This window comes from Phenylobacterium sp., assembly GCF_019636135.1.
In the GTDB taxonomy this organism is placed as follows: Bacteria; Pseudomonadota; Alphaproteobacteria; order Caulobacterales; family Caulobacteraceae; genus Phenylobacterium.
The window spans coordinates 69,597-75,596 of sequence record NZ_JAHBYD010000025.1 but is presented as its reverse complement, the minus strand read 5'-3'; the positions used below and the strand labels follow the sequence as shown (position 1 = coordinate 75,596).

Sequence of the window (6,000 nt, the reverse complement as noted above, 5' to 3'; positions counted from 1 at the left end):
GGCGCGCACCAGCGACCCGTTGAAGGCGCTGAAGGTCAGCCCGCTGGACGCCGTCGCCCAGGAGAAGTGGTCCGCCTATTCCGCCGCCCGCGACGAGATGCTCCGCCGCACCCATACCGCCGACGCGCCCTGGACCATCGTCCACACCGACAGGAAGCCGCTCGCCCGCGAGAACATCATGCGCGCGCTCCTGAAGGCGCTGGCCCCCGAGGACATCGCCCGCAAGGTCCCCGCGCCCGACCCGGACGTACTCTTCCCGTTCGCGCCCGAGGCGCTCACCGACGGTCGGCTGGAGCCCTGAGCCCCAGGCCCTGCCCGCCGCCAATCGCCAAGGTTGCGGCGATCCACCGCAGGTCGTGCTCGTTTGTTCCGCGGCGCAAGGCGGTACGGCCAAGGCTGTTAACCATCGGTTGACTCTGCCTTGTTCCGCCTTTGTTCGATCGCTAGCCTGAGGCCCCGAGTCGCCCAAGGACGTGCGAGCCCCGCATGAAGGACACCCTCACCGCCGGCGAGGCCCGCCGCATCGCCCTGGCCGCCCAGGGGTTCGGCGCCGACCGCGACGGCCCGGTCGGCAAGCGGCAGTTGGTCAAGACCATCGAGCGCCTGGGCGTCGTGCAGATCGATTCGGTGAACGTGGTCTCGCGCACCCACTACCTTCCCTTCTTCTCGCGCCTGGGCGCCTACCCACGCGAGCTGCTGGAGGAGGTCGCCTGGGCCAGGAAGCGGCCGCTGTTCGAGTACTGGGCGCACGAGGCCTCGCTGCTCCCGCTCGGCGCCCAGCCGCTGCTGCGCTGGCGGATGGCGGACGCGCAATCCGGCGTCGGGGTCTGGAAGGGCGTGGCCAGGTTCCTGCGCGAGCGGCGCGACTTCGTGGACCGCGTCCGCGACGAGATCGCCGCGCGCGGCCCGATGTCGGCCGGCGAACTGGAGATGGGCCACAAGGGCGAGGGCGGCTGGTGGGGCTGGAGCGAGGCCAAGCGCGCCGTCGAATGCCTGTTCTGGGCCGGCGAGCTCACCACCGCCACCCGCCGCGGGACGTTCGAGCGTGTCTATGGCCTGCCCGACAAGGTGCTGCCCAGGGCGATCCTCGACGCGCCCACGCCCGCCCGCGCCGACGCCCAGCGCGAGCTCTACCGCATCGCCGCCCGCGCCATGGGGATCGCCACGTCGAAGGACCTGCGCGACTATTTCCGCATGCCGGTCGAGGGCGCGAAGGACCGCATCGCCGAACTCGTGGAGGCCGGCGAACTCCTCCCCGTCGCCGTGAAGGGCTGGCGCGAGACCGCCTATCTCGACCCCGCCGCCCGCTGGGCGCGCAAGATGGACGCATCGGCCCTGCTCTCGCCGTTCGACAACGCCATCTGGTTCCGCGAGCGCACCGAGCGGATGTTCGGCGTCCGCTACCGCATCGAGATCTACGTGCCCGCCGAGAAGCGCCAGCACGGCTACTACGTCCTGCCCTTCCTGGAAGGCGACGCGCTGACCGCCCGCGTCGACCTGAAGAGCGACCGCAAGGCGGGCGTCCTGCTGGTCCAGTCCGCCCACGCCGAACCCTGGGCCTCGCCGGAGACGCCGGCCAAGCTCGCCGCCGAACTCGAGCGCATGGCCGGCTGGCTGGGCCTGGCCGGCGTCCGCGTCGAGAAACGCGGCGACCTGGCGACGGCGCTCGCCGACGCTCTCTAAACCTGCCCCATTCATGAGCAGGGCCATCGCATGTGGTATGTGGGCGGCTTGTCCGCCCGATTCATGAACCGCAGAGATCGCGGAGATGCGCAGAGAAGCTCGCGGATCCACGGGAATCCTCCGCGTATCTCCGCGATCTCTGCGGTTTGACTGACGGCCTTTCGGCCGCCCGCATCCATATGCGATTATCCTCCCCTGCTTCGTAGGGGAGGTTCGTCAGTCCTCCTCGTCCTCGTCTTCGTCGTCCGGCAGGTCGACCACCAGGGCCGGCTTGCCCTGGTGCATCAGCTCGCCGTTCGGGCCTTTGAGGCCCAGCATATCGTCCATGATGCCGGCGGGCACGGTGTGCGGCGCCTCGGGTTTCTTGTCGGCCATCGCGGCGGCTCCTTCTCTCGCAGGGGGAACCGCCACCTACGGTCGAGGTTCCCCCTACGCAACGCCCTCGGTCACCGCGTTGAGCCGGGCGTAGGCGCCGCCCTTCTTCACGAGCTCGGCGTGGCGGCCTTCCTCGACGATGCGGCCCTGGTCGAACACCAGGATCCGGTCGGCGCCGCGGATGGTCGACAGGCGGTGGGCGATGACGATGGTCGTCCGCCCCTGCATCAGCTCCTCCATCGCCGCCTGCACCTGGCGCTCGGTCTCGACGTCCAGCGAGCTGGTCGCCTCGTCCAGCACCAGGATCGGCGCGTCGGCCAGGAAGGCGCGGGCGATCGCCACCCGCTGCCGCTCGCCGCCCGAGAGCTTCACGCCGCGTTCGCCGACCAGGGTGTCGTAGCCCTTGGGCAGCCTGGCGATGAAGTCGTGCGCCCGGGCGCGGCGGGCCGCGAGCGCGATCTCGTCCATCGTCGCGTCCGGCCGGGCGTAGCTGATGTTCTCGGCCAGCGTCCGGTGGAACAGCGCCGGGTCCTGCGGCACCACCGCGATGGCGCGCCGCAGCGACCCCTGCGTCACCGCCGAGACGTCCTGGCCGTCGATCAGGATCGCGCCGTCCTGCAGGTCGTAGAGCCGCTGGATCAGCTTCACGAACGTCGACTTGCCCGATCCCGTGGGCCCGACCAGCGCCACGCGCTCCCCCGGCGCGATGCGCAGGGTGAAGCGCTCGTAGAGCGGCTCGGACGCCGACTTGTAGCGGAAGGTCACCCGGTCGAAGACGATCTCGCCCAGGTCGGCCCGGAAGCCGGGCGCGTTCGCCCCGTCCACCACCTGGGGATCGGTCATCGCATAGCGGGCCACGTCCTCGGCGTCGTCGAGGCCGCGCTGCGCCATGCGGATGTTGTCGCCGATGTTCCGCAGGTAGCCGGTCATCTGCAGGAAGGCCGTGACGACCAGCGCCACGGCGCCCGCCTTCACGTGGCCCTTCTGCCACTCCATCAGCATCAGGCCGGTCATCCCGCCGCCCAGCACCACCAGGATCATGTTGTGCAGCAGCCACAGGTCGGTGAACCGGCTCCAGGTGCGGATCGTGGCCGTCCGCCACATCTCTGTGACGCCGGCGATGCGCGCTTCCTCGCGCGGCTCGGCGCCGAAGGCCTTCACCGTGGCGTTGGACGAGATCGAGTCGGCGATCGCCCCGCCGATCCGCGAGTCCATGGCCACCGACTTCAGGTTGGCCGGCCGCGCATAGAGCGTGGTCAAGACGACGTTGGAGGCGATGTAGAGCCCGCAGACGACGAAGGCGAAGGCGCCCACGACCGGCGCCTGCACGAACATGATCGCGCACAGGCCGGCCAGCACCAGGCCCGCGGGCCCGAACCAGATCAGCACCGCGTCGGTGACCACGTCGTAGCCCCACATGGCGCGCGACAGCCGCCGGACCGTGGCGCCGGCGAAGGTGTCGGCGTGCCAGTCGGCGCTGAACGACTGCACGCGCCGGAACGCGTCGTCGGTCATGTCCTTCATGTTGTTGGCCGACATGGGGATCAGGAACCGCATGGCGGTGTTCCGGATCACCGAGAAGGCGAAGTAGACGCCTGCGAACGCGGCCCAGGCCCACCACACCGCGTCGACACGCGGCGTGGGCGCGGTCACCTCGTCCACCAGGCGCTGGACCGTGAGCGGCCAGGCCAGGTCGAACGCGATGGCCAGCAGGGTCAGGCCGACGGTCCCGGCCAGCAGCCAGGGCCTGCGCAGCCACAGGCGCGAGATGTAGCCGAGGACCTGCCGGTTCTTCAGCACCCTCTCGCGGTTGTCGTCGGTGTCCTCGTAATGGTCGGTGGTCATCTGACGTCTCGAATGCGGGCGCCGGACCGGGGCTCCGTCCTGGGAGCGCGCACGGGCCGGACGCGGAAAAATGGATGTCTGGCGTGACGGTCGCTGCGAGCGGCGAAGCGCCCGGAGGACCGCGGATCGGAGGAAGCTTGAGGTCGCGCGGGATCGCCTCGCGAGGGGAGCCTCGAAGGCCCCGCGGCGAAGCGGCTCGGACTTAACGGAGCGGCGGCGGCGGCCCGAGACGCGACCGGAGTTTCGGCGAAGCAAACACTGCCATGCTGACCCTCCTGCCCGAGCCTCGAAGGTCTTCAAGCTAGGCGTGGTCGTAACACCGGTCAAGGAAGGGCGAAGCGGCGCTCGCTGATCCGACGCCGGGGTTGCGGCCAGGCCACACTCGCCATGGCGGCCTTCTCGGCGTAACGAATATTCCTTATGATGTGGACAATCGGAGGTTTGCGATGTCGAAGCCCATGACGCTCAACGTCCGCGTCAGCGGCGAACTCCAGGAGTTCGTGACAACCAACATCGGGGCTGACGGCCGCTACGAGAACGTCAGCGAGTATGTCCGCGACCTCATCCGCCGCGACATGGACCGGGCAGACCATATCGCCTTTGAACGGCTGAAAGCCGAGTTGCAGGCCGCTTTCGCCGCGCCGGATGACGCGTTCGTACCGCTGGCGGACGTCGAGGACGTGATCCGGCGCGGTCGTGAGCGTCTCGCCCGACCCCGGTGAGCCACCTCCGCATCCTGCCCAGCGCCGAGCATCGGATCGACGACATCTATTTCGCTACCGGCGAGCGATGGGGCGCCGCCCAGGCCGACCGCTACCTCCGCGGCCTGTATGAGCGCTTTCATGCGATCGCCGCGCGGGACTTCCCGTGGCGCCCGCTTCCCGCTGAGTTCGGGGTGGAAGGCTACGTCTGTCGCTACGAATCCCACATGATCTATTGGCGCGTCCTGGCGAATGGCGGCGTCGGTATCGTCAGCGTGTTGCATCGGCGCATGAACCAGATTGCGCGCTTCCGCGACGACTTCGACGCAGACGCGTAGAACCCGCGCCATGACCTCCGCCGCCCCGCTACCCGACGCCGCGCCGACCAACTGGGTGGACCGCCATGCCCCGGCGCCGCTTCGGCCGTGGCTGAAGCTCGGGCGGTTCGATCGGCCGACGGGGATCTGGCTGCTGATGCTGCCGGGCTGGCAGGGGGTCGCGCTGGCGGCGGCGGAGCAGGGGCGGCTGCCGAACCTGCAGCTCCTCGTTCTGTTCTTCCTCGGCGCGGCGCTGATGCGCGCGGCGGGCTGCGCCTACAACGACATCGTCGACCGCGACCTCGACGCCAAGGTCGCCCGCACGGCCGGGCGGCCCATCGCCTCCGGGCAGATCGGCGTGAAGGCCGCCTGGGGCTACGTCATCGGGTGCAGCCTGGTGTCGCTGCTGATCCTCGTATGCCTGTCGCCGCTGGCCATCGCGCTGGGCGTGGGCTCGCTGGCGCTGGTGGCGATCTATCCCTTCATGAAGCGGATCACCTGGTGGCCGCAGGCGTGGCTGGGGCTGACGTTCAACTGGGGCGCGCTGATGGGCTACGCCGCGGCGACCGGGACCTCGGCGCTGGCCGCCGCGTGGCAGTACCAGACGCAGGACTTCTTCTATCTGGACACCGGCCGGCTCACCTATGCGGCGGGCTTCCTCTACCTCTCGGGCATCTTCTGGACCCTGGGCTACGACACGATCTACGCGATCCAGGACCTGGAGGACGACGCCCTGGCCGGCGTGAAGTCCTCGGCCCGCCGGCTGGGCGACAAGGCGCAGCGGGCGGTGGCCGGCTTCTATCTCGTGACCGTCGCCGCCGCCTTCGTGGCCGGGGCGGCCGGGGGCCTGGGCCTGCCCTACGACCTCGCCCTCTTCGCCTTCGCCATCCACCTCGGCCTGCAAGCCCGGCGGGTGAAGACCACCGACCCGGCGCTGGCGCTCAGGCTGTTCCGGTCCAACACCTGGGCCGGCGCGATCCTGTTCCTCGCACTCGCGCTCGGCGCGTTCCGCTGAGCTAGCGCTTCGCCGCCCAGCCGGGCAGCGCCATCTTCCTCGGCCGCCGCTTGCGGCCCATCAG

General features: G+C 70.0%; 6 protein-coding genes and 1 pseudogene. 5 read left to right on the top strand and 2 right to left on the bottom strand.

Annotation, left to right across the window (positions count from 1 at the left end):
• Both KF737_RS16860 and KF737_RS16855 read left to right on the top strand, forming a co-directional pair.
• Nucleotides 1-301: pseudogene (locus KF737_RS16860) on the top strand (polyphosphate kinase 2); the annotation flags it as partial.
• A 185-nt stretch (nucleotides 302-486) separates the two neighbouring features.
• Complete coding sequence (locus KF737_RS16855; RefSeq protein WP_296457479.1) at nucleotides 487-1,683, top strand: winged helix-turn-helix domain-containing protein; 1,197 nt, start codon at nucleotides 487-489, stop codon at nucleotides 1,681-1,683.
• 216 nt (nucleotides 1,684-1,899) lie between these two features.
• Here the strand turns inward: KF737_RS16855 and KF737_RS16850 are convergent, their stop codons facing one another.
• Nucleotides 1,900-2,058 (bottom strand): hypothetical protein, encoded by a 159-nt coding sequence (locus tag KF737_RS16850; RefSeq protein ID WP_296457477.1) that lies wholly within the window; start codon nucleotides 2,056-2,058, stop codon nucleotides 1,900-1,902.
• Between the two features lie 54 nt (nucleotides 2,059-2,112).
• Nucleotides 2,113-3,903, bottom strand: a complete 1,791-nt coding sequence (locus KF737_RS16845) for an ABC transporter ATP-binding protein (protein WP_296457474.1) — start codon at nucleotides 3,901-3,903, stop codon at nucleotides 2,113-2,115.
• A 458-nt stretch (nucleotides 3,904-4,361) separates the two neighbouring features.
• Here KF737_RS16845 and KF737_RS16840 point away from each other — a divergent pair, with 458 nt between their 5' ends.
• Genes KF737_RS16840 through ubiA form a run of 3 tightly spaced genes read left to right on the top strand, consistent with a single transcriptional unit; the run spans nucleotide 4,362 to nucleotide 5,936 of the window.
• Nucleotides 4,362-4,625: an addiction module antitoxin gene (locus KF737_RS16840; protein WP_296457471.1), complete on the top strand. Its 264-nt coding sequence runs from the start codon at nucleotides 4,362-4,364 to the stop codon at nucleotides 4,623-4,625.
• Nucleotides 4,622-4,942: a type II toxin-antitoxin system RelE/ParE family toxin gene (locus KF737_RS16835; RefSeq protein ID WP_296457468.1), complete on the top strand. Its 321-nt coding sequence runs from the start codon at nucleotides 4,622-4,624 to the stop codon at nucleotides 4,940-4,942. The genes KF737_RS16840 and KF737_RS16835 overlap by 4 nt, the downstream gene beginning before the upstream one ends.
• A gap of 10 nt (nucleotides 4,943-4,952) precedes the next feature.
• Nucleotides 4,953-5,936 (top strand): 4-hydroxybenzoate octaprenyltransferase, encoded by a 984-nt coding sequence (gene ubiA, locus KF737_RS16830; protein ID WP_296457465.1) that lies wholly within the window; start codon nucleotides 4,953-4,955, stop codon nucleotides 5,934-5,936.
• Nucleotides 5,937-6,000 lie beyond the last annotated feature (64 nt).

What these genes read in the sequence shown, in the direction of transcription:
- ubiA (WP_296457465.1), top strand. Translation starts at nt 4,953, where the DNA reads ATGACCTCCGCCGCCCCGCTACCCGACGCCGCGCCGACCAACTGGGTG.
- KF737_RS16855 (WP_296457479.1), top strand. Translation starts at nt 487, where the DNA reads ATGAAGGACACCCTCACCGCCGGCGAGGCCCGCCGCATCGCCCTGGCC.
- KF737_RS16845 (WP_296457474.1), bottom strand. Translation starts at nt 3,903, where the DNA reads ATGACCACCGACCATTACGAGGACACCGACGACAACCGCGAGAGGGTG.
- KF737_RS16840 (WP_296457471.1), top strand. Translation starts at nt 4,362, where the DNA reads ATGACGCTCAACGTCCGCGTCAGCGGCGAACTCCAGGAGTTCGTGACA.
- KF737_RS16850 (WP_296457477.1), bottom strand. Translation starts at nt 2,058, where the DNA reads ATGGCCGACAAGAAACCCGAGGCGCCGCACACCGTGCCCGCCGGCATC.